This window comes from Polaromonas sp. (assembly GCF_041689105.1).
GTDB lineage: Bacteria > Pseudomonadota > Gammaproteobacteria > Burkholderiales > Burkholderiaceae_C > Polaromonas.
Window position 1 is genome coordinate 1 of record NZ_JBDNGU010000037.1, and the last position, 19,982, is coordinate 19,982.

Annotated in this window: 15 protein-coding genes; 11 read left to right on the plus strand and 4 right to left on the minus strand. The window is 61.3% G+C overall.

All coding sequences use genetic code 11. The features are described 5' to 3' along the window. Positions 1 to 535: 535 nt before the first annotated feature. Positions 536 to 1,204 (plus strand): histidine phosphatase family protein, encoded by a 669-nt coding sequence (locus ACESMT_RS03475; RefSeq protein WP_372825184.1) that lies wholly within the window; start codon positions 536 to 538, stop codon positions 1,202 to 1,204. Positions 1,205 to 1,308: 104 nt separating this feature from the next. Here the strand turns inward: ACESMT_RS03475 and ACESMT_RS03480 are convergent, their stop codons facing one another. The 3 genes from ACESMT_RS03480 to ACESMT_RS03490 form a co-directional block, all read right to left on the minus strand. Continuing rightward, a complete protein-coding gene (locus ACESMT_RS03480; RefSeq protein WP_372825185.1) occupies positions 1,309 to 2,652 on the minus strand; it encodes a sorbosone dehydrogenase family protein in 1,344 nt (447 codons plus the stop codon). Positions 2,653 to 2,779: 127 nt separating this feature from the next. Next, positions 2,780 to 3,583: a creatininase family protein gene (locus ACESMT_RS03485; protein WP_372825186.1), complete on the minus strand. Its 804-nt coding sequence runs from the start codon at positions 3,581 to 3,583 to the stop codon at positions 2,780 to 2,782. Positions 3,584 to 4,156: 573 nt separating this feature from the next. Beyond that, positions 4,157 to 5,806 carry a radical SAM protein gene (locus ACESMT_RS03490; RefSeq protein WP_372825187.1) on the minus strand — a complete coding sequence of 550 codons (1,650 nt, stop codon included), beginning with the start codon at positions 5,804 to 5,806 and terminating at the stop codon, positions 4,157 to 4,159. A 17-nt stretch (positions 5,807 to 5,823) separates the two neighbouring features. On the opposite strand from ACESMT_RS03490, the gene ACESMT_RS03495 reads away from it, so the two are divergent. The 4 genes from ACESMT_RS03495 (at position 5,824) to ACESMT_RS03510 (ending at position 11,186) form a co-directional block, all read left to right on the plus strand. Continuing rightward, positions 5,824 to 6,597, plus strand: a complete 774-nt coding sequence (locus ACESMT_RS03495) for an alanyl-tRNA editing protein (protein ID WP_372825188.1) — start codon at positions 5,824 to 5,826, stop codon at positions 6,595 to 6,597. 52 nt (positions 6,598 to 6,649) lie between these two features. After that, a complete protein-coding gene (locus tag ACESMT_RS03500; RefSeq protein ID WP_372825189.1) occupies positions 6,650 to 8,803 on the plus strand; it encodes a protein-disulfide reductase DsbD family protein in 2,154 nt (717 codons plus the stop codon). Between the two features lie 277 nt (positions 8,804 to 9,080). Further along, complete coding sequence (locus tag ACESMT_RS03505; protein WP_372825190.1) at positions 9,081 to 9,959, plus strand: tyrosine-type recombinase/integrase; 879 nt, start codon at positions 9,081 to 9,083, stop codon at positions 9,957 to 9,959. Between the two features lie 21 nt (positions 9,960 to 9,980). After that, positions 9,981 to 11,186, plus strand: coding sequence for an IS91 family transposase (locus ACESMT_RS03510; protein ID WP_372825191.1), 1,206 nt, complete (start codon positions 9,981 to 9,983; stop codon positions 11,184 to 11,186). Between the two features lie 724 nt (positions 11,187 to 11,910). On the opposite strand, the gene ACESMT_RS03515 is transcribed toward ACESMT_RS03510, so the two are convergent. Beyond that, positions 11,911 to 12,543: a hypothetical protein gene (locus ACESMT_RS03515; RefSeq protein ID WP_372825192.1), complete on the minus strand. Its 633-nt coding sequence runs from the start codon at positions 12,541 to 12,543 to the stop codon at positions 11,911 to 11,913. Positions 12,544 to 13,280: 737 nt separating this feature from the next. Between ACESMT_RS03515 and ACESMT_RS03520 the strand changes: the two genes are divergently transcribed. From ACESMT_RS03520 to ACESMT_RS03545, 6 genes are all read left to right on the plus strand, one after another. Continuing rightward, a complete protein-coding gene (locus ACESMT_RS03520) occupies positions 13,281 to 14,036 on the plus strand; it encodes a hypothetical protein (protein ID WP_372825193.1) in 756 nt (251 codons plus the stop codon). A gap of 390 nt (positions 14,037 to 14,426) precedes the next feature. Beyond that, positions 14,427 to 15,527, plus strand: coding sequence for a uroporphyrinogen decarboxylase (gene hemE / locus ACESMT_RS03525; RefSeq protein WP_372825194.1), 1,101 nt, complete (start codon positions 14,427 to 14,429; stop codon positions 15,525 to 15,527). A gap of 355 nt (positions 15,528 to 15,882) precedes the next feature. Continuing rightward, the gene (priA, locus tag ACESMT_RS03530; protein ID WP_372825195.1) at positions 15,883 to 18,081 is read left to right on the plus strand and encodes a primosomal protein N'; all 2,199 of its coding nucleotides are present in this window, start codon (positions 15,883 to 15,885) and stop codon (positions 18,079 to 18,081) included. Positions 18,082 to 18,147: 66 nt separating this feature from the next. Then, the gene (locus ACESMT_RS03535; RefSeq protein WP_372825196.1) at positions 18,148 to 18,942 is read left to right on the plus strand and encodes a hypothetical protein; all 795 of its coding nucleotides are present in this window, start codon (positions 18,148 to 18,150) and stop codon (positions 18,940 to 18,942) included. 1 nt (position 18,943) lies between these two features. Continuing rightward, complete coding sequence (locus tag ACESMT_RS03540; protein WP_372825197.1) at positions 18,944 to 19,807, plus strand: DUF3037 domain-containing protein; 864 nt, start codon at positions 18,944 to 18,946, stop codon at positions 19,805 to 19,807. 47 nt (positions 19,808 to 19,854) lie between these two features. Beyond that, positions 19,855 to 19,982: helix-turn-helix domain-containing protein (locus ACESMT_RS03545; RefSeq protein WP_372825075.1), on the plus strand; the 128-nt coding region annotated here is incomplete at its 3' end.

Consider the following 19,982-nt stretch of genomic DNA (forward strand, 5'->3'; position numbering starts at 1 on the left):
GGGCTTGGTGGGTTTAGTGGCCGCAGCAGGTTGGGCAGCCTGGGCGTGCAGCGGGGCATGCTGGTGCCCACGCGGGTGCTGGTGAAAACGCTGCGGTGATCGGTGGGGCGGGCCTTGCATCGGGCTGCGCAAGTCTGGTCAGGACCGGCACCGCCACTATAGCTGTTGTTTTGTACAGCACTACGCCGCAAGCGCCAGTCTATATGGGTTTGCGCTGTGCGTAGCTTCGCAAACCGTGCGCTGGCCGTACTACCCTGGACGGCACCAAGGGGCTGTACCACATCAACGCGGTGGACTGCGTGACGCAGTGGCAGGTGGTGTCCAGCGTGCGCACCATCTCCGAGGTCCACCTGCTGCCCGTCATCGAACAGATGTTGGCTCAGTTCCCCTTCGAGATCCTGGGGTTCAGCCGTTTGTGGGCACCACGCTGTGCGGCGGTAATGTGGACAGCGCCGTTGTCGCCAAGGTGCTACTGAAGGCCTGACCCGTCACGCGCGGGACTCCGCTGCCTGCACCGCGCCACCACAATTTGCACATGGGAACCCTCTACCTCGTGCGCCACGGCCAGGCCTCGTTTGGCGCCGACGACTATGACGTGCTCAGCGACATGGGCTACCGGCAAAGTGTGCGCCTCGGGGAGTACTTCAAGTACAAGGGCGTCAGCTTCGAGGCGGCCTTCACCGGCACGCTGCAGCGCCAGCTCAAGACCTTTGCGGGCATCTGCGAGGGTATGGAAACGACCATGCAAGCTGCGGCCAAAAGCGGCCTCAATGAATACGACAGCGAAGCCGTTATCGGCGCGATCCACCCGCACAAGCTCGAAAAGCCGACCTCACCCGAGATGTACCGGAGCCACTTTCGACTGCTCAAGGACGGCCTGGCGCAATGGATGGCCGGGGTGGTGAGCCCCAAAGGCATGCCGAGCTACACCGACTTCGTGGCCGGCATCACCGGCGTGCTGGACCACATCCGCAGCCAGCACACCGGCAACGTGTTGCTGGTCTCCAGCGGGGGGCCGATCTCTACCGCCGTGGGCCATGTGCTGGGCACCAGCCCCGAGGCCACCATCGAGCTGAACCTGCGCATCCGCAACTGCTCGCTGACCGAGTTCGCCTTCACGCCCAAGCGCCACATGCTGGTGACCTACAACACCTTGCCACACCTGGACGCGCCCGAACACGCGAGCTGGATCACCTACTCCTAGTTGCTGGCGCCCCGTTGCTATAACTTTGATAGCTGATCGCGTCCATCCGATAAGGGCTGGACCGACTTTTTGCATGAAGCGCGAGCCGACGCCCAGCGCTGCAGCTAGCGAGCAGGCGTTCCAGCCACACGCCAGATCACATTGCCCACATCGTCGGCCACCAGCAACGCGCCGCGTTCGTCCATGGCCACGCCGACCGGCCGGCCGTAGGCCTTGCCGTCCGGGCTGAGAAAGCCGGTCAACACATCAATGGGTTTGCCCGACGGTTTGCTGCCCGCGAAAGGCACAAACACCACCGTGTAGCCACTCAGCGGCTTTCGGTTCCAGGAGCCATGCAGGCCAACAAATACGCCGCTGGCCAGCGACGGTGGCAAGCTGTTGCCCTCTGCAAACGCCATGCCCAGCGGTGCGACGTGTGAGCCCAGCGCGTAGTCGGGTGCAATCGCCTTGGCCACCAGATCGGGCCGCGGCGGCGTGACGCGCACATCGACATTCTGGCCGTAATAGCTGTAGGGCCAGCCGTAAAACGCGCCGTCCTTCACCGAGGTCAGGTAGTCGGGCACCAGGTCGCTGCCGATCTCGTCGCGCTCGTTGACCACGGTCCAGAGCGTGCCGTCGGCGGCCCAGCCCATGCCGTTGGGATTGCGCAGACCCGACGCAAACAGGCGCCGCGTGCCGGCCTTGGGATCAACCTCGTGGATCGCCGCGCGATCAACCTCAACGGCCATACCGTTTTCGCCGACGTTGCTGTTCGAGCCCACCGTGACATACAACTTGCTGCCGTCGCGGCTGGCAATCACGTTTTTGGTCCAGTGGTGGTTGATGCCGGCCGGCAGGTCCACCACTTTGACCGGGGTCGCGCTGATGGTGGTCTGGCCGTCTTCATAAGGCACCTTGACCAGGGCATCAGCATTGGCGATGAACAACTCCTTGCCAACCAGCGCCATGCCGAAGGGCGACGTCAGTCCCTGCATGAACACGGTCCGAATTTCGGCCTTGCCGTCACCATCCACGTCGCGCAGCAACGTGATGCGGTTGGCGCTGGGCACGCCCGCGCCGGCGCGCTTCATCACCACACCCGTGATCCATCCCTTGATGCTGAAGCCGGCGTCGGGCCGGGGCGGCTTGTTGCTTTCGGCCACCAGCACGTCGCCATTGGGCAGCGTGTACACCCAGCGCGGATGGTCCAGCCCGGTAGCCAGCGCGGTGACTGTCATACCGGCCGCCGGCTGCGGCATCACGCCTTCGGGCCAGCCCTGGGCCGGGGCAATGTTTACTGTGGGGATCAGCGACTTGACCGGCGCGGCCAGGGTGGGCGTGGCCCCCACGTCGGCACCGGCGGGCACCTTGGAGGTGTCGCCACAGGCCGCGAGGCCAGCTGCCAACATTACGCACAGCGGCAGCCGGGCCAGACGCAAGAGGGGAACGGTCGGTTTCAGAGCTCGCATGGTCGATCCTTGTTCAAAACTTGTTGGGAGGCACAGTTGCTGCCCATTGTCGCGATTGTTCACCCACCGCACTGCGGTGCTGTGTCAGCCGATCCCGCCAGATTTTGTCAGGGGTGCCAGTGCTGCGTCAGGCCAGCGGCGCGAGCGCCCTGAGCTCTTGCAGCAACTGAGCCAGGGCCCGGCCGCTGGCCTGCAACACCGCCTGGCCTTTTTCGGCGGTGGCCGCCGCCGCATTGCCCGCAGCCCCAAGCAGGTTCAGGTCCTGCGCGGCCCAGGCCAGTTTGGCGCTGCTGCCATTGCCAAGGATGGCGTGCTGGCGCGCGCGGTCCTGGCTGCTCGAATGAAAGTTTTGCGCCTGCGCCATGTCCACCTTGCGCGGGTGCAGGGCCAGCATCATCGAGGTTTCCACATCGCCGCCATGCACGCCGAACCGCTCCTCGTCAGGGCCAAACAGCTGTTTGACCTCGGCCGGCATGGGCAGGCTGAAGGTGTTGACCGTGAACACCGTCAGACCAAAACGCGCGCGCAACTCGCGTCCGACAATGTCCAGTGTCGAGACATTGCCGCCATGGGCATTGAGGAACACCAGTTTCTGGATGCCGCTGCGCGCCACACATTCGCCCAGGTCGACCCAGCTCTGGATCAGCGTGGCCGCCCCCAAGGTCAAGGTGCCGGGAAAAGCGATGTGTTCGATGCTGCGGCCCACGGTTTGTGTGGGCAAAAACAGCACTGGCGCGCCTGCCAGGTGCGGCAGACAGTGGGCGATCACGCCGTTGACCAGATCAGTGTCCACACTGAGCGGCAGGTGCGGGCCATGCTGCTCGATGGCGGCAACCGGCAGCACCGCGATGGTGGCCGCCGCATCAAGAGCGGCAAAGTCCGGGCTTTTGAGGTCGGCCCAGAAATGGGTTGCTGCGGGGTTGGGATTCATGGGCGTATTTTGGGGCCAATTCGGGTTCTGCTGCGTTGGGTGCCTCCAGCTCGGGCGGGCTGCCAGCTTGCCGGGGGTTGCCCGGCGGCAACTCACTTTCTTTTTGCGTCGCCAAAAAGAAAGTAAGCAAAGAAAAAAGCGACCCGATGGTCTGGGTCCCCTGCGCTGCGCTTCGGGGCAACCTGCGGTGCTCGCCAAAAACGGGGTCGAGCTCGAACTCGCCTTCGGCTCAGACAATCGCTCGCCCTGATCCGTTTTCGGCTGTGCTCCTCGGCCCAGCCCGACGGGTGGGGGAGTGGGTGCGGAGTCGGGATCGGGGATGGATTCCGGCCTTCGCCGGAATGACAGCAGGTGTGCGCGCTTCGCCCACGCACTGCCAATCCCAAGTGGCGGTCATGTGTGCACGCGAGCGCAGCGCACGCGGCCAAATGCGGCTCCCTTCCATCGCCCAGCGGGGCGAGGGAAGGGCGGGGGGTTGGGAGTGGGGAGTCGCTCCTGCTGTCCGATGCACACCGCAGGCGCAGCGTAACGCCGCTAACGACGAGCAGGTAAAAGGTAGCAGGTCGCAGGAAGCTAAGCCGCCGCCGCTGCCTTCTGCATCTCCACCCGCAAACCCTGCTGCTGTGCCAGATGCCGCGTCTGCCGGTCCGCGCCGCGCTTGCCTCTGCCCGTCTGACCGCGCTGGTCAGCCTCCGTCAACAAGGCGGCCAGACATTGCGGCCGACCCCGCGCACCACTGGCCCGGTAGTCCCCCAGCAGCGCCGCGCTTACAAGCTGTGGATCGAGCAAGCGCGCCTGAGTCAGGTGCGCAAACAACAAGTCCACCAGTTTTTCGAGCGCGAACTCGTGCGTCTTGCCTGTGGTTTGCCAGAGCCAGTCGCTGAAGGCGAGGAAATGCCCGAAGGCAGACCCCGGCGCCAACAACAAATGCAGGCCCTGCGAAAAACGCCCCGAATTGGCGACCATTTCCCAATAGCGCGCAAAACGCTTCACGCGCTGCATGGTCGCAAAATCGACCGTCGAGTTTTGCAGGATGGTGTACGGTGTTTGCGGGTCGTAGGCCATGGCGAACGCCGCCGTGTGCCGGGTGATCGGCGTGCCGCGCAGGCGTTTGAGCACACCGAACTGGATCTCGTGCGGACCCAAGCCATGCAGGCGGTCAAAACCTTCGGCAAAACTGGCCAGCGTCTCGCCGGGCAGGCCGAAAATCAGGTCGGCATGGACGTGAGCGCGGCTTTGCGTGACCAGCCAGCGCAGGTTGTCAGCGGTTTTCCCGTTGTCCTGCTTGCGCGAAATACGCTGCTGCACCTCGGGGTTGAAGCTCTGGATACCGACCTCGAACTGCAGCGCACCGTCCGGGAACTGCGCGATCAGCTCTTTCAGCCGGTCTGGCAGGCTGTCGGGCACCACCTCGAAATGCACAAACACATCGGGCGCTTCGGCGATGCGGTCCAGGAAAAACTGCAGGATGCGCACCGAGTTGTCGATCTTCAGATTGAAGGTGCGGTCCACAAACTTGAAGTTGCGCGCACCGCGCCGGTACAACGCGTCCATCTCGGCCATGAAGCCGTCCAGTTCAAAGGCCCAAGCGGTCTTGTCAAGCGAACTCAGGCAGAACTCGCATTTGAACGGGCAGCCGCGCGACGCTTCCACATACAGCAGCCGCTGGGCCAGGTCTTCGCTGGTGTATTCCTCATAGGGCAGCGCCAGTTGGTCCAACGCGGGTTGTTCGCCGACGATCACCTTCATCAGCGGCTGCGGACCGCCCCCTGGCCATTTAAGCAGCGCGCGGCACAGCTTGGGGAAGCTCACATCGCCCCAGCCGGTCACCACATGGTCGGCCAGACGGCAAATCTCCTGTTGCTCCACCTCATGGCTGACCTCGGGTCCGCCCAGCACAATTTTGATGTCGGGCCGCAGCGTCTTGAGCAGGCGCACCACCTGCGTGGTCTCGACCACGTTCCAGATGTAAACGCCCAGGCCGATCACCTCGGGATCCAGCGCCAGCAGGTCTTCGACGATACGTGTGGCGGGCTGGCCAATGACAAACTCACACAGCCGCGTCTGCGCGCGCAACCCGGCGCCGCCGTGTTGGTCCATGTTGGCCAGCAGGCAGCGCAGACCCAGCGAGGCGTGGATGTATTTGGCGTTGAGCGTGGCCAGCACAACGCCCCCGCTGCCGTCAGGCACAGGGATCAGGGGCGAAGGCAGGGCGCGTTTCATCCCGGTATTATCAAACCATGACCCAAACCCTGTTTCGCGACGACGCTTACCTGACCGAATGCACTGCCACGGTCACCGCCATCAGCGAGCAAGGCACCGTGCTGGACCGCACTGTGTTTTACCCGATGGGCGGGGGCCAGGCCGGCGACACCGGGGTGCTGGTGCTGGCCGACGGACGGGAGATTGCCGTGGCCGATACCCGCAAAGGCAAAAACGAAGACGGGCAGTTCACCGCGGCCATCTGCCACCTACCCGCCCTGCTTGATCCCGCAGTACCCATGCTGGCGCAGTTGCTGCAAACGGGCGTGCAGGTGGGTGACACCGTCACAGCCCGTATTGACTGGGTGCGCCGGCACCGGCTCATGCGTTTTCACACCACCACCCACCTGTTGTGCCACCTGGTGCCGCAACTGGTCAATGGCTGCTCGATCACGTCCGACTACGCGCGCCTGGACTTCAACATGACCGACCCGCTGGACAAGGATGTGTTGACGGCAGGCATCGCCCGCCTGGTGGCAGCGGCGCTTCCGGTGACCGTGGGCAGCATCACCGACGCCGAACTCGACGGCAACCCGGCCCTGGTCAAAAGCATGAGCGTGCAACCGCCGCGTGGCAGCGGCCATGTCCGTACCTTGCGCATAGGCAGCGCGGACGCTGCGTCCATGATCGATTTGCAGCCCTGCGGCGGCACACATGTGGCCAACACGGCCGAGATCGGCGCTGTGGTGGTCACCAAAATCGAGAAGAAAAGCGCCACCACGCGGCGTGTGGTGCTGGGTTTTGCGCCCTGAATTCAGCCCCAGTGCAGGAACTATAGACGCCAGCCCCGCTCACACCCTGACCATGCCCCTTCGCCGCTTTTTATCTGCTCTGTTTTTAATAGCTGCCTGCGCACTGACGACGGGGGCTTCAGCTCAAATCAGCTTCACAAACAAGGCCTCGGTCAGTGCCGTGGTCAAAACCGAACAGGTTACCGCCGAACTGCTGGCCTGGGCGCCCGAGGGGGTGGACCCTGGCAAGCCAGTCTGGCTGGGCCTGCAGTTGGCGCATATCCCCGAATGGCACACCTACTGGAAAAATTCGGGCGACTCCGGCCTGCCCACCGTGCTGGAGTGGACGCTGCCTGCGGGCGTGACGGCCGGCGAGATCGCCTGGCCCACGCCGAAAAAAATACCCGTCGGCAACCTGGCCAACTACGGCTATGAGGGCGCGGTGCTGTTGCCAGTGCCATTGACGGTGGCGCCTGGTTTTCAGGCCACCGAACTCGACATCAAGCTCAAGGCCGCCTGGCTGGTCTGCAAAAAAGAATGTATCCCGCAGGAAGGCGAGTTTGCGCTGCGCATCCCCGTCAAAAGCTCCACCGGCTCCAGCAGTGGCGTGTTTGCCGCCGCCTTTGCGGCCAGCCCCCAGCCGCTGGCGGCAACCGCCAGCCAGGTGGAGGTTCGCCCCAAAACGATTCAGGTCGCGCTCCACGGTTTGCCGGCCAGCCTGCAGGGAAAGACCCTGGACTTCTTCCCCGAAACCGGCGATGTGATTGAGCCCGCTGGCGCATGGCAGCAAGCCTGGCAAGGCAATGTCTGGACCGCGCAGTTGCCGCTGGCGGCGCACCGTACCGAAAGCCCGCGCATGATGCCCGTCGTGGTGGCGCTGGAGAAGCAGGCTTTCCGCATTGAAGCGCCGGTCAAGGGCGTTTGGCCCGCCGTGGCGGCAGTGGCCAGCGTGCCGCCTGCCCTGCAGGCGGCGCTCCAGGCCAATGCTGCGCTGGGCGCTACGCCCACAGGCAGCGGCACGGCGCCGGTCACCCTGATCGCAGCCCTGCTGGGGGCCTTGCTCGGGGGCTTGATACTGAACCTGATGCCCTGCGTGTTCCCGGTGCTGGCCATCAAGGTGGTGGGTTTTGCGCAGGAAAAAAGCCAGTCGGCGCGCCTGGTCGGCGGCCTGGCCTATACCGCTGGTGTGCTGCTGTCGTTTATCGCCCTGGGCGCCCTGCTGCTGGGCCTGCGTGCCGCAGGCGAGCAACTGGGCTGGGGCTTCCAGCTGCAAAGCCCTGCCGTGGTGGCAGCGCTGGCGGCCCTGTTCACGCTGATTGGTCTGAACCTGGCTGGTCTGTTTGAGTTTGGCAGTATTTTGCCCAGCCGCGTTGCCAGCCTGCAGGCCGGCCACCCCACAGCCGATTCCTTTTTGACCGGCGTGCTGGCCACGGCCATTGCATCGCCCTGCACCGCGCCTTTCATGGGTGCCGCGCTGGGATTTGCGCTCGGCTTGCCGGCCTGGCAGGCGCTGTCGGTTTTTGCCGCTATCGGTCTGGGCATGGCCTTGCCTTACCTGGTAGCCAGTTCGGTGCCGGCGGTGGCGCGCGCCATGCCGCGCTCCGGTCCCTGGATGGTCAACTTCCGGCGGCTGATGGCTTTCCCGATGTTTGCCACCGTCGCCTGGCTGGTCTGGGTGCTGGGCCAGCAAAGCGGCATTGACGGCGCTGGCGCCCTGCTCGCGTTGCTGGTGCTGATGGCGCTGGTGGTGTGGTCACTGACGCTGGCGGGGCGCACGCGCGTCTGGATTGCTACGTTTTCGATAGCTGTCGGCGCAGTCGGGTTATGGGCTATCGGCCAAAATGTCATCAAACCGCTGGACGCTGCCGGCGTGGCCGCCTCGTCGGCCGGGCGCTGGCAAGCCTGGGAGCCGGGCCGGGTGGAGCAGCTCACTGCGCAAGGCCAGAGTGTGTTTGTCGACTTCACCGCCGCCTGGTGCGTGACTTGCCAGTACAACAAGACAACCACACTGGCCGACAGCGCGGTGCTGGCGGACATCGACGCCAAAAAAGTCGTGCTGCTGCGCGCCGACTGGACGCGCCGCGATCCAGCGGTGACCGCCGCGCTGGCGCAATTGGGCCGCAGCGGTGTGCCGGTGTATGTGATCTACAAGCCCGGCCGCGCGCCAGTGGTGCTGTCGGAGATTTTGTCGGTTGCGGATGTCCGGGCAGAGCTGGCCAAACTGTAAGTTCTCTTCTTTCAGGGTATTCTCCGGCGCAGTGTTCGTCGCCACGGCACGGGCGAATCTGAAAATTGGGATATGACGGCTTTTATGCCCTCAACGTTTGAGTTAACTGGCATGCCGTCGCACGTCCCGTTAAAACTTGTTGAACTAAACCGCTGACGCGGTGGCTGGTCTGCAAAGAACGCCACCGCGTTTTGTTTTCTGGACGACTTGCATAGTTGGGTGCTGAGGTGAAGCCTTCAGGCTGGGGAATGTTCCCCGGCTTTGAAGGAGAAACCTCATGACACCGTTACGCCAACGAATGCTCGACGCCATGACTGTGCGCGGTCTGGCTGAGCGAACCAAAGACTGCTATGTCGAGGCCGTTGCCCGGCTGGCGCGCCACTACCATCGAAGCCCTGACTTGCTCAACCCGGCTGAAGTCGAAGCTTATCTGCTGCACCTGGTCAAAGACCGCAAACTCTCCTACAGCAGCGTCAACCAAGCGGCCAGTGGCAGCCGCTTCCTGTTCGAAACCGTTCTGGGGCGCGCCAGCGACGCTGCCCATCTGCGCCCGCCCATGGCCAAGGTGCCGCAGAAGCAGCCCGAACTGCTCGCGCGCGAAGAGATAGCACGCTTGTTTGCCTGCTGTTCGCACCCGGTCTACAGAACTACGCTTCAAACCATCTATGCGACGGGTCTGCGCATCTCCGAGGCCTGCGCCTTGCGCGTCGATGACATCGACAGCGCGCCAGACCGCATGTGCGTTCGCGTCAATGCCGGTAAAGGTGGCGCTGACCGCTACAGCATCCTCAGCCCCAGCCTATTGGCGCTGCTGCGCCAGTACAGCCAAACCTATGCCCCGCAGCGCACCTCGGGTCGATGGCTGTTTGCCAACGCCAACGGCACCACCTGCGTGAACATCGAAGCCGTACAACGCGCCTACCAGGCTGCCCGCCATTGCGCCGGCATCGTCAAGCTTGGCGGCACCCACACCCTGCGCCATTGCTTTGCCACCCACTTGCTGGAGGGCGGCGTCGACCTGTACACCATCAGCCGCCTGCTCGGTCACGGCCACATCAGCACCACCAGTCGCTACTTGCACCTCATCAGTCCACAGTTTCGAGCACCCAAAGATATCGATCCACTCGATCTCCTGGCAGGCTTGCCCAAGCTGTAGCGCGCCTGCGTCCAAGGGCTCATGGCCACCTTGGCCGATGCGCTGCGCCAGCATGGCGCGGCCTACCTGGCAACACGCACCCTGTCCACCCCGCAGGCCAAGGCCTGGCGGGGCATCGTCGCGTGCCGCACTGCCGCCCTGGGGGGCCAGCAACTCGCCTGCGGGGCCTGCGGCCACAGCCACTGGCAGTACCACTCCTGCCGCAACCGGCATTGCCCGCAGTGCGGCGCCAGGGCCAAGGACGCCTGGCTGCAAGGCGGCCTGGCTGACGTCCTGAGCGTGCCTTACGCCCACCTGGTGTTCACGCTGCCGCACAGTCTCAATGGTTTGTACGCGATGCATCCGCGCTGGCTCATCGACACCTTGTTTGCCTGCACGGCCCAAACGCTGACCGAGTTTGCCGCCAACCCGCGCTGGATGGGCATCGCCTCGGGCACCCCGGCCTTGAGCCTGGTGCTGCACACCTGGACGCAGGATTTACGGCTACACCTGCACGTCCATGCCGTGATGGCCTGCGGCGTACTGGCAGGCGCTGGACTAGAGGCCCAGTGGCACACACCGGCCAGAAAGCCCGACTTCCTGTTTCCGGTGCAGGCGCTGTCCAAGGTGTTTCGGGGTAAGTTCATGGCGGCACTCTCCAAGGCTCACCAGGGCCAGCTGATTGAGCGCGACCCGCAGGGCGATGCGCTCTCCTGGGCCGAGCGACAAACCGCGCTCTACCGCCATGATTGGGTGGTGTATGCCAAGACCCCGCTGGGTGGCCCAGTCCAGGTGCTGGAGTACCTGAGCCGCTACACCCACCGTACGGCCATTGGCAATGAACGCATCAAGGCCGTCACCCCAGAGGAGGTGGCTTTCACGGTGCGCGCAGATGCGCAGGGCGGCAAACGCAGGGTGCGATTGGGGGGCGCGGAGTTTGTTCGGCGCTTCCTTGTGCACATCCTGCCCCAAGGCCTCAAGCGCATCCGCCATTACGGGGTGCTGGCCAGTGCCTGCAAGGCTGACAAGCTGGCCCAAGCCAGGCTGGCGCTACAGATGGCACCACCCAACCGCGAAGCGGCAGAGTCGGCCCAGGCCTTCATGGCGCGCGTGGTCAGGCTGGAGGTGATGCGGTGCCCGTGTTGCAAGGCAGGGAGAACTTTGCAAGTGGTTCAGACTTTGGCGGGGCAACGACAACTACCTGCGCCGGGTACGGCCATGTCAGGCCAAGCCAGGGGGCCGCCGTGAGCCTCAAGCACAAACGGCCCAAGACATGCGCACCGTGCCATGTGCGGGGGGCCGTGCTGCGCCTCATGCTGGCGGGTCAAAGTGCGAGCCACCGTCTCACCGTGGTGCCGGTCTGGTTTGGCGCAGTAACCAGGGCCAACACCGCGCGGGCTGTGGGTTGCGCCGGGCGCGATGGCGCTGGGCGGGATCATAATCTGCCATAGAGGTAGGGCGGTTGAATCAAACCCCCTATAGTGCAACTATCGCAACACGACCGCAGCACAGGCGGTTCAGTCCAACATGGTTTATCTGCCGCGATTGACGTCTTCGCTTTGTGCTGGCTTTACGGCGCGGCGGATAAACGCTGATTGTTGGGCCGTATTTCTGATCAGCATCAGAGCTGCCGCTTCGCCGACGACAAGAACTCTCGCCAATGCGGCACGTTCTCCAACTCATAACCACGGTTTTGAGCCCATATCTTTCTAAGAACCTCATAATCCCTGCTCTCGTCAACACTTACTTGTTTGAGGCGACTGAGATACACGAATGCTGACGCTCTGGCGTTCACCCAGCAGTGGACGAGTATTGTCTTGTCAGAATTTTGGGCGATCACATCACGGATTTGCACCAAGTAGGTTACAGGAGACGCAGCGAAGAGAACACCATGCGGCATGTTCTCGAAGCGCCATGAATAAAAGGGACTTTCGTTGCCTGCTTGCGTACGTTCATCGAGGTCTCAGCTGTTTTACTTGCCGGAGCGTATTTCCTTCAGGGCACTTTTGCTGTGACCTTTGGTTTCTGATTTGACAACCAACATCAGTTCTGGCGAGTAAGTACTTAAAACAGATATTTTTCCTTGCCCACAGCTAGGTGCAGACCAAGTACCTACCTGCTCCATCTCCAAGGTCTTGACTTGGGTTTCCTTGCCGTCAATCGTCACCATGGAGACGCCCTCTTTTACGGGGGTCACAGTGAATTCGTAACTAATGTCGTTGGGGCACCGGCTTCCTTTGCTTGGAGGCGAAACAAAAGCAAACTTCCAGCTTTTGCCGATGGTGAATTCAGGCGTTGTTTTGTCTGTCGTCACATTGAGGTTGTACGACAGCACCTCAAGTCCGAGGCTGCTTGTGCTGGCAAAAGAAATCGGGTCAAAGATGCGAAACGCACTTTTTGTTTTGTAGCGCAGGTGCCCGTTGGGCATCTTTTCGACAGTGGTTTCTTCCAGAACCGGAGTGCCCCAGTCTGAGAAAACTGCTTTCTCAGATTTTTCATAAATCACCACATCTTTTTCTGTGATTTGCTGCACTTGCCCGAAGGCTGTGCCTACAGTGGCCACAAACAATGCGCAAGAAAGAAAAAAACGTTTTGAATGGTTCATAAATATTTCCTTGGTTAACATCAGCGATTTACGAAAAGGTTACTAGTGATTTTCGGTTCTTCATTTCATCTCGAAGCCAGGCGTTTGAGCAATCGCTCCCGTTCGTCCCACTTCCAGCTTCCATCGGTCTGTTGGACTTCGCGACGTCCGCCGCTGCCATCGTTGTTGAGGACCAGCCTCACGCGCTGGCAACCTGTCATCAAAGGTTCGAGGACGACTAGCGTCTGCTCGGACGTACGATCAACTTTCGCATTGAGTTCTGACCCAAAGCAGATATCCAGGTTCGGTGCCTGAATCCGCCCAACGAATTGGCCTGGGTTGGGTTCGCTCAAGCGAAATGTGCCAAGATTTGCCGGTTGACGGTTGTCCCCAATAGTCTGATAAGACCACTCTTGACCCCAGGCTAAAAGCGGGAGGAAACAATAAATTCCGACCAGGGCGAACAGGCATCTCACGGCTGCGTCCTTTCAAAGTCTGATTTCCCTGTTTAGGCAACACAGGGGCTATAAAGACAACGCGTGGATATTAAGGAATTTTGTTACATAAATCCATCCTCTAATTAGAGGAGCCTGCGGCCAGGAACGGGTGGTGCAGGACCATTGCATCAAGAGCGATCACCGGGTGCTGATGTCGCGCGGGCTGCTCACAAAACCCTAACCCAGCGCTGCCGATGCCGGGTGGCGGCCCCTGCAGGCACATTGGCTTGCGCCTGCTGCCTTCTTCGGGATCATCGCCGCATGCGCCTGCCAAGCCGGCTTTTGCTCCCTTTGCTGCTGTACCCCGCCTGCGCACTGGCCTTGCTGCTGAGCGGATGTTCAACGATGGATCCTGCAGCCGTTCACCGTGGCGAGACGCGTGTGGCCCCCCTGACCTCCAGCGAGCTCGCGCAATCGGATGTGAACCGCATGGCCACGCTGGCCATGCGCGACAACCTCGACAGCCTGTACCGCCTGATCGACAAGCTGTACCGGCGCAACCCGGCGGAGTGGCGCAAAACCAGCAGCGTCAACCGCGAGGCCGCCATCGAGCGCGTGCGCAGCGCCATCGACAGCCGCACGCCCTGGCCCGAGCTGCAGGGCAAACGCGACATCGCCGCGCTGTCGCTGGCGCTAAGCCCCGAGTTCAAAGGAGACCGTGTCGCCGCCTTCATCTATGCGAGTGCCGACATGCTGATCGTTGCGCACGACGGCAAAACCACCTTCTACCTGGTCGATGGCCTGGACGCGCAACACATCCACAACGCCGCGCGTAATGTCGAGTCGGCGGTCTGGCTGCTGGCCACGCGGCGCAACAGCGCCGGCCAGCCGCTGCTGCTGGCCGATGAAATCTCTGAGCGCGAGCGCAACCTGAGCTTCGAGCGCGAGTTCGGAAAAATGGTCGGCCGGCTCGACCTGTTGTCTGAAGTGCTGACTGAAAAGTACCGCAGGGCCGTCATCAGTTATGTGCAAAACCTGGCCGGGGCCTCGTTCCTGCAGTTCCTTCCGGTCAGGTAGAGCCCCTCAAAAAGGGCCCCCATGCTCCCCACTTCGTGTGGTTCGCTGCCCCTGCGGGCTGGCAAAGCCAGGACAGGGTCGGTGGGGCGCTCAGCGTAGCGAAATCAAGGAGGAGGCCGCAGGCCGGGGGACATTCGCGTCGCTGAGTGCCCCGTCGGCCAGCGCCCCCCACAAAGTGGCGCTTGTCTGGATGATTGAATGCAAAACCGTATAGGAGCCCCACTTCGCTCGCTGCGCTAACTCGGCGCCCCTCAAGCGTCGTGAAGATTTTGTAGCAATGGGGTTGAGGTCGCGCCGAGGAGCGGAGCCGTGCAAGGACATGGTGAGCACCGCAGGCATCAGATCGGGTTGCGCGGTAGAAAGATTCGCGGCCTCTGAGACAATGGAAGCATGTTTGCACCCCTCCAAAACGACAACTTTCTGCGCGCCTGCCTGCGCCAGGCCACCGACTACACCCCCGTCTGGCTGATGCGCCAGGCCGGGCGTTATTTGCCTGAATACCGCGCCAGCCGCGCCAGGGCCGGCAGCTTCATGGGCCTGGCGACCTCGCCCGACTACGCCACCGAGGTCACGCTGCAGCCGCTTGAGCGTTACCCGCTGGACGCCGCCATCCTGTTTTCGGACATCCTGACGGTGCCCGATGCCATGGGGCTGGGCCTGAGCTTTGCACTGGGCGAAGGCCCGCGTTTTGCCACCCCGGTGCGTGACGAAGCGGCGGTGGCCAGGCTGGAAGTGCCGGACATGGACAAGCTGCGTTATGTCTTTGACGCCGTCACCTCCATCCGCAAAGCCTTGAACGGCCGGGTGCCACTGATCGGCTTTTCGGGCAGCCCGTGGACACTGGCCTGCTACATGGTCGAAGGCGCGGGATCGGACGACTACCGCCTGGTCAAAACCATGCTGTACCAGCGCCCGGACCTGATGCACAAGATGCTGGCCATCAATGCCGATGCGGTGGCCGCCTACCTGAATGCCCAGATCGAAAGCGGCGCTCAGGCGGTGATGATTTTTGACAGCTGGGGCGGTGTGCTGGCCGACGCGGCCTTTCAGACCTTCAGCCTGGCCTATACCCAGCGCGTGCTGAGCCAGCTCAAACGCTCGCATGACGGCGTCATCATCCCCCGCATGGTCTTCACCAAGGGCGGCGGCCTGTGGCTGGAGCAAATGGCCAAACTCGATTGCGAGGTGCTGGGCCTGGACTGGACCGTCAATCTCGGCCAGGCGCGGGAGCGTGTGGGTGCGCGCATGGCGCTGCAGGGCAACCTGGACCCGAATGTGCTGTTTGCCAACGCGGCGCAGATCGAAAAGGAAGTGGGCAGCGTGCTGGACAGCTTCGGCCAGCCCCATGCCGACATGCACAGCAGCGGCCCCACCCACATCTTCAACCTGGGGCACGGCATCAGCCAGCACACGCCACCTGAAAGCGTGGAGGTGCTGGTGCGTGCGGTGCATGCCCATTCGCGGCGGATGCGGACGGATACACCGCACTGAGCACCGTTTTCAGCGCCTTTTAGCACAAAACCCGGTTCTGGAGGCAAGACTTATTCACAAAATTCGTGTTGCGGTGCCGCATGAGGCGCGCTGAAGCGGTGGTTGCGCTATCAAACCCATAGCGCCGCTAAGTGCTTGATTTATAAGGCTTCTTTAAATTGCTTTTTTTCCGGGCAATTTAAGAAAAGCCTTGATTTACAAGGCCCGGGGGCGCGCCGGGGCAATCTATCAACAAAGTTATCCACAGAAACTCTGGATCACGTTCAAAGTAGTTTTAAATCAAGCACTTACGGCGTTTTTCAAAAATGTATCTTAGTACTTACGACTTTTTACGTATTTGGAAACGCCGCTTTTCATGACCCACTGGCTCAGCATTGTTGTTGCGACCCCGGCCCACAGCAAGGTGGCCGGAGCGCTGACCTATGCCAGCGAGTGGCCGCTAACCCCGGGGACGCTGGTGCGTGTCCCCTTGGGCAAACGCGAGGTGCTGGGCGTTGTGTGGGAGGTGTTGCCGGGCAGCGGCGATCTGCCGCCAGCGCAGGCCCGCGCTGTGCTGGGCGCGCTTGGCGGCCTGGCGCCGCTGCCTTCGACCTGGCGCCGGCTGGTGGGATTTACCGCCACTTACTACCAGCGCTCCATCGGCGAAGTCGCCCTGGCGGCCCTGCCCCCACAACTGCGCGAGCTGAGCACAGTGCAGCTCGCGCGCCGGCTCAAACGCCCGGTCGCGACGCCACCAGACACCCCGGACACTACTGATTTAATAGCACTCAGCCCAGACCAGGAAAGGGCCATTGCCGAATTTGATGCAGATACCCGGCCGGCCCTGCTGTTTGGTACCACCGGCAGCGGCAAGACCGAGGTCTACCTGCGTGCCGCCGCAAAAGTGCTCGCGGACGACCCCAGCGCGCAGGTGCTGGTGATGGTGCCCGAGATCAACCTGACGCCTCAGTTGCAGGCGCGTTTTGAGGAACGTTTCGCCCACCTCGGCAAGGCGCAGGTGGTCGCGCTGCACAGCGGCCTGACGCCAGCGCAGCGGCTCAAGAGCTGGCTGGCAGCCCATGCCGGCCAGGCCCGGCTGGTGCTGGGCACACGCATGGCGATTTTTGCGTCACTGCCTAATCTGCGCCTGATCGTCGTCGACGAGGAGCACGACCCCAGCTACAAACAGCAGGAAGGTGCGCGTTATTCAGCGCGTGATCTCGCGGTGTACCGGGCCATGCTGGAGAGCGCTGCAAAAGATGAACATGCCAGAGGGCAATTTTCCGACGGGCCGCCCCTAGGAAAATTAGCCCCCCCGGGGGGCAGCGCAGTACGCGAAGCGACAAGCGTGGGGGCCATATCCTGCCGGGTGCTGCTCGGGTCTGCGACGCCCTCGCTGGAAAGCTGGCAGGCCACCGTCGTCGGCCGCTATCAGCGCCTGACCATGAGCGAACGGATAGGGGGCGCAGAGCAACAAGGCAGTCTGCCCGCCATCCGGCTGGTCGACATGAACCACCAGCCCAAACACAGCACGATTGCGCCACCGCTGCTGGAGGCCATCAGCCAGCGCATCGCGCGCGGTGAGCAGTCGCTGATCTTTTTGAACCGGCGCGGTTATGCGCCGGTGCTGGCCTGCCACGACTGCGGCTGGAAAAGCGAGTGCCCGCATTGCAGCGCCTACCGCGTCTTTCACAAAATCGACTGCACGCTGCGCTGCCACCACTGCGGTTTCACCGAGCGCGTGCCGCGTGCCTGCCCAAGCTGCGGCAACATCGACATCTCGCCCGTGGGCAAAGGCACGGAACGGCTGGAGGAACACATCACCGAGCTGCTGGCCGGCGTGCGCGGTTCCGACGGTGAGCCCCTGCGCATCGCCCGCATCGACGCCGACACCACCCGGCTCAAGGGTGCGCTCGAAGCGCAACTGGCCAGCGTGCATGCCGGCGAGGTCGATGTGCTGGTCGGCACCCAGATGATTGCCAAGGGCCACGACTTTCGGCACATCACCCTGGTGGCAGCCATCAACCCCGATGCGGCGCTGTTCTCCAGCGACTTCCGCGCGCCCGAGCGCCTGTTTGGCCTGTTGATGCAGGCCGCAGGCCGCGCCGGGCGCGACGCAGCGCATGGCGAAACCAGCGAGATGTGGGTGCAAACCTTCCACCCCCAGCACCCGCTGTTTGCCGCGTTGAAAAAACACGATTACCCGGCGTTTGCGGCGCAGGAGCTGAAAGAACGCGAAGCCGCCGGCATGTCACCTTTCGGTTTTTCAGCGCTGGTGCGCGCCGAAGCGCGTGAGCAGGCGGTGGCACAGGGCTTTTTGAATGCGGCCGCCGAGGCGGCCCAGTCACAGCAACTCCCCGGCCACGAAGCCGTCACACCCTACCCGGCCGTGCCCATGACCATCCAGCGCGTAGCCAACATCGAGCGCGCACAAATGCTGGTCGAAAGCCCGTCACGCGCCGCACTGCAACGCTTCTTGGCCGCCTGGCAGCCGGTGCTGCACCAGACGCGACAGCAGGGAGAGTTCAAGAGCCTGATCCGCTGGGCGATTGACGTGGACCCGCTGGCGATTTGAAGCGAAGAAATTCCTCATGGATCTTCCAAAGCCGTCCAGTAGACTATGGGCAAGAGAAGAAACCAAATGGCCACACCCAATAAGTCGCAGCAAAGTAAAGTTGTTGCCATAAACCCAAGTGCGCAAGCAACGGAGCAGCTCCCGTTACTGCCATTGAGAGTGGCCGCGTCAGTTGCATCCCCATTTCCCACGGCCGATCTGAAAACGATTGTGAGAACGCTGGATCATCATTTTTATGCACTCAAGTCAGTTACTGAGCATCCCCTGCTGCCAGCTACCGAGTTTTTGTGCTATCGACTTGCTTCTGCATGCGGACTGCCAGTTCCTTACTCAGCAATTATTGAAGTAGAGCCCAACGGGGAGTTGGCTTTCGGGTCGCGGTTTGAAGGCGGCGTGGTGGGACAAAAGGCAGTAGGAACTGGCGATCAGTTGCAAATGTTCAAAGATTGCGCCGATCCCATATCTGCAATCTTGGCCCTAGATGTCTTTGTTGGAAACGAAGATCGACATCGAGGCAATTTTCTATTTAGAAAGAACTATCAAGACTCTTGGGTTCCAGTAGCAATCGACTACTCGCGAGCGCTGTTCGTGAGAGGTTTCCCAGACGACTCTTTTCCAATTTCACCGAATTGCAACACCAGAAATACGATTAACGTATTGAAGCGCACCGAGATTTGGAATGGCCCTTTTGCAGTATTCGCACTTGACTCTCTTAGAAATGTTCAACGAGCAAATATTTCCCACTGGTTAAATGAGATGCCAGCAGCGTGGTTGCCACCGCCTGTAAAAAGTCGTCTTGTAGATTGGTGGCAGTCAACCGAGTTTCATCAACGTATCGAAAAAGTCTACGAATCCATCTGATATGAACTCATTTAAGTATGTTTTGTTACGAGCCATCCCTGATGCGATTCGGGGCGAGCAAATCAATGTCGGTTTGGTAGCTTTTTTTTCAAAGAGACCCCGCATTTACATCGGCGTTGAACCGTGGCGGTTACGCGCGCTGAACCCTAATCTTGATTCTATTCTTCTTGAAAATTGGGTTACAGAGCTTGAAGCAACGCTTAATTCTTTGCCTACTTTTGAAGACCAAATGTTCTTCCTGTCTGGTGGTTTTGGCGCCATAAAAAGCGATCCGATAGCCTCCAACATTTTTGCAGATTCAATTGAAGTCGCTGAGCAGATTGCATTGGACTTGATATCTCAACTGGTTAGTACTCCATTACGTGTTTTGAGCGCTGATCGCAGCACCAGAGCGAAACCCAGGACAAAACTTCAAAGCCAACTCAAATCTTGGTTTCGGCAGGCACAACTCTACTCGCCACGCCTTACGGATTTAAGTAAAGGGCGGGTGGTTTCTGGCTATCCGGTAGATGTAGCGGACGATTTATACGCTGACTTTGCACTAAAAAATGGAGCTGTTCACGTTATTGAGACCATCGACCTTAGAGGCCTTGAACGTTTGAACAAGTCTGTGCGCGGGGAGGCTGGTTTGACAGCTGTGCTTTTTGACCAGGCGCGTAAATCACTATCTCCTGAGACTCGCTGCGTGGCGATAACTACTGCGGACGATTACTCAATCGTAAAACCTGTTTTAGGACTCATCGCCAGATACGCTGATGACATGATTGCCTTAGAAAGCTCAGCAGATCGGCAAAGATTTTCCGATTTTGTTTATCAGTCACTGCATCCTGAAAAAGAGCTTCCACCGATGTTCAGTTATAGATAAGGCCCCATAAAGTCTGAACTTTCTTCGATTTTTCGTGTCGAAGCTTGATGGAAAAAGAAAGCGCAAGAAAGCAAACACTGGAGCAACTTCACGAGCGTCGCAAGCAAGTCGTGAGGTTGTACAAAAAAGGCATCAAGATCATGCAAATCGTGGAGATGACGGGGCTGAGCTACCC

Coding starts and splice junctions, on each gene's coding strand:
- ACESMT_RS03480 (WP_372825185.1), bottom strand. CDS start 2,652: ATGCGAGCTCTGAAACCGACCGTTCCCCTCTTGCGTCTGGCCCGGCTG.
- priA (WP_372825195.1), top strand. CDS start 15,883: ATGACCCACTGGCTCAGCATTGTTGTTGCGACCCCGGCCCACAGCAAG.
- ACESMT_RS03500 (WP_372825189.1), top strand. CDS start 6,650: ATGCCCCTTCGCCGCTTTTTATCTGCTCTGTTTTTAATAGCTGCCTGC.
- hemE (WP_372825194.1), top strand. CDS start 14,427: ATGTTTGCACCCCTCCAAAACGACAACTTTCTGCGCGCCTGCCTGCGC.
- ACESMT_RS03475 (WP_372825184.1), top strand. CDS start 536: ATGGGAACCCTCTACCTCGTGCGCCACGGCCAGGCCTCGTTTGGCGCC.
- ACESMT_RS03495 (WP_372825188.1), top strand. CDS start 5,824: ATGACCCAAACCCTGTTTCGCGACGACGCTTACCTGACCGAATGCACT.
- ACESMT_RS03515 (WP_372825192.1), bottom strand. CDS start 12,543: ATGAACCATTCAAAACGTTTTTTTCTTTCTTGCGCATTGTTTGTGGCC.
- ACESMT_RS03490 (WP_372825187.1), bottom strand. CDS start 5,806: ATGAAACGCGCCCTGCCTTCGCCCCTGATCCCTGTGCCTGACGGCAGC.
- ACESMT_RS03520 (WP_372825193.1), top strand. CDS start 13,281: ATGCGCCTGCCAAGCCGGCTTTTGCTCCCTTTGCTGCTGTACCCCGCC.
- ACESMT_RS03505 (WP_372825190.1), top strand. CDS start 9,081: ATGACACCGTTACGCCAACGAATGCTCGACGCCATGACTGTGCGCGGT.
- ACESMT_RS03485 (WP_372825186.1), bottom strand. CDS start 3,583: ATGAATCCCAACCCCGCAGCAACCCATTTCTGGGCCGACCTCAAAAGC.
- ACESMT_RS03540 (WP_372825197.1), top strand. CDS start 18,944: ATGAACTCATTTAAGTATGTTTTGTTACGAGCCATCCCTGATGCGATT.
- ACESMT_RS03510 (WP_372825191.1), top strand. CDS start 9,981: ATGGCCACCTTGGCCGATGCGCTGCGCCAGCATGGCGCGGCCTACCTG.
- ACESMT_RS03535 (WP_372825196.1), top strand. CDS start 18,148: ATGGCCACACCCAATAAGTCGCAGCAAAGTAAAGTTGTTGCCATAAAC.